This is a genomic window from Bathymodiolus japonicus methanotrophic gill symbiont (assembly GCF_019721995.1).
GTDB lineage: Bacteria > Pseudomonadota > Gammaproteobacteria > Methylococcales > Methylomonadaceae > Methyloprofundus.
Window position 1 is genome coordinate 1 of the sequence record NZ_BLYC01000109.1, and the last position, 2,442, is coordinate 2,442.

The following is a 2,442-nucleotide window of genomic DNA, read 5'->3' on the forward strand; positions in this document are numbered from 1 at the left end:
ATTAGGTTTTTAGATCTTATTTTTCTGAAATTTAATATTTTAACTCTAATTAAACCAATGGGTTAAAATTTTTAAAAACGTTATTTAAACGTTTCAGGCGCGCCATGCTACCTCACGAAATTCCGGGACTCCTGTCGCCGTAATTCGTTCACCTACGCAGCGAATAGGAGATGCTCCAGCCGCCCTGCGTCCGCCACAGACTGAGCACAAAGCAGCTCAGTCATGGCTACCACAAATGGCTCTACGGCTATTCGGGATAAAATTTTAGCCTCCCTCGCGCGCTATCGCGCACTTCGGATTGGCAAATTTCCCTGCGCCTTCTGGAGACTATCAGCCCGTCCGGGGCTGACAGCGGGCGAAGGTATTGATGATTAATATCTGACATAATAACTCCTTATTGTTTGCATGCTTGATGTTGCTTGCAGGGCTTATTTTTTCAATTCGGTTTGTGGATTTAGCTAATACTTATTCTCTAACATGGAGAGATAGCGCCAATGTGCTGTCAAGCGCCTTAATGCGCAACGTTGCTGCATATCCACAATAAATCCAGGGAAGGATAACAGGGCTTTGAGATGATTGACAACCGCTAGAGCAATAAACGTTTTTTTGTCTTGAAGGTAGAGTCGAATTAGCATTCCAGCTCTTATTTTAATTTGCTCAGGTTGATCATTACTTGAAATAACAAAAAGAGGGTATGGGTTTGGGCTCATATTTAGTTCCTGATAGTATAAAAGGTCGGGGTATTCCTGAAATTCATTTATTTACATGATTGAGCAGCATTGCTGGAGAGACAGTTTTGTAAACAAAGATTCTTCAGGAATTGTTTTGATCTAACGTCTAAACAGCGGATATCTGCTGCGCAGATTTTCTGGTGCATAAGTAGCTCATTTATTTTATCTATACTTATTTCCAGACGCATGGAAGGTTGATCGTTAGAGGTTTGTGTAGCGCGCATTATTAAACTAATGGGAACGCCTGATGACGGACAGTTTTCCAAGTACATATAATCTCTATGGCAAAGTACAATTACTTTTGGTTATACTAATGCAAATGATTCTCGTTATCAAGAGTGATGTGTGTTTTTCATTTCCCACTGGGGTCGACGCAGAATTCGGAACATAAACCCCGTTAAGGATTTTCTATTATGCGTAAAGGTCTAAAATCACCTTTTTTAGGAACCTTCCCGAATGCATGGTCAGCCCCAAAATCAGTTATTACCCGCTGTAAGGGCAGTGAGCAACACCGAGCGCTAATGCCAACAGAATGACTGAAAGGTCTTATTTGTTGGCCAGGGCAACGAAATAAAGGCTCTATTACTTCTATCTCCCCGAAAGTTGTATGCCAACAGATTTTTTTTACCGTTGCCATGGAGTCCAGGGCGTTGTTCTCGCAGTTGCTTAGCCTCCCTATCCGCTGCTGTACTTCCCCAGCAATGCAGGGCATCATTACCCATTTGACGTATTTCTTCAATTACATGTTTGTTCAGCATCATCCGCTTTAATACAGTTTCCTGTAGTATTTTCAACCACGTTCAGCAATGATTCCACCCGTTCACGTAATTTGGGATGTTGGTTGAGGCGGGCTATAAAAGATTTGTTGTTACTCTGGCTCACAATCTGTGTCAATTGAAATAGTGATATTCTAACAAATCCCCGCAGTTTTAATCACACCCCACCGACCCAGAAGAACTTAGCGACCAGGAAGTTGTGAACGTTTACAAGGAGCAATACCAGGTCAAAAGGGGATTTCTTTTTCTCAAAGACCCCCTGTTTTTTGTCTCGTCATTATTTGTTTAAACACCCCAGCGTATCATGGCATTATTAATGGTCATGCTCTTATCCTTGCTGGTATATGGCATTGCCGAAAGACGTATGCGGGCTTGCCTGGCCTCACAAAAGGAAACGTTGCCCAATCAAATTCAGCAGGCAACAGAAGCGCCGACTTTACGCTGGGTATTCCAGTTATTATTGGGTATTCATTGTCTTAAAATATCGAGAGAAAAGCAGTCAAATCAGGTGATTGAAGGACTTACGCCTTTGCGAGATAAAATTTTATTACTCTTTGGCCCGACTGTGGCTGAAATATATCAACTTTCTTATGGGTAGCACCCGCTCAATGTGAGTTATAACTATTTCTTTCTATCGATCAATAATATTCTTCACTGATGATGCGTGCCATTTGCCACCGCGCCTAGTTTATTTATTCCTTAGCCACGCCTCCCATTGATAACCTCCCTAGATAAGGTCGCTTACGCTTTTAGCGAGGCCATAGGTTTGCTCCAATAATTGACGTCAAAAAAACAAGTGTATTTTTTACATCGCCATAAACACAGCTAATCACCATTAACAAGACCTTATTTATAGTTAATAATGTTAAAAAAGGCTGTTAAAAAACTTATCTCATGCTATAGTTAATAAAACCCATGTTAAAAAAGTAAACAGA

General features: G+C 41.1%; 2 protein-coding genes. Both read left to right on the top strand.

All coding sequences use genetic code 11. From position 1 onward, the window contains the following. Nucleotides 1–222: 222 nt before the first annotated feature. Nucleotides 223–375, top strand: a complete 153-nt coding sequence (locus K6984_RS30320; RefSeq protein WP_221898666.1) for a hypothetical protein — start codon at nt 223–225, stop codon at nt 373–375. Between the two features lie 1,436 nt (nt 376–1,811). Then, nucleotides 1,812–2,105 carry a hypothetical protein gene (locus K6984_RS30325; protein ID WP_221898667.1) on the top strand — a complete coding sequence of 98 codons (294 nt, stop codon included), beginning with the start codon at nt 1,812–1,814 and terminating at the stop codon, nt 2,103–2,105. Nucleotides 2,106–2,442: the final 337 nt, after the last annotated feature.

Excerpts from the sequence above, each read along its gene's own strand:
- K6984_RS30320 (WP_221898666.1), top strand. The coding sequence starts at position 223 with ATGGCTACCACAAATGGCTCTACGGCTATTCGGGATAAAATTTTAGCC.
- K6984_RS30325 (WP_221898667.1), top strand. The coding sequence starts at position 1,812 with ATGGCATTATTAATGGTCATGCTCTTATCCTTGCTGGTATATGGCATT.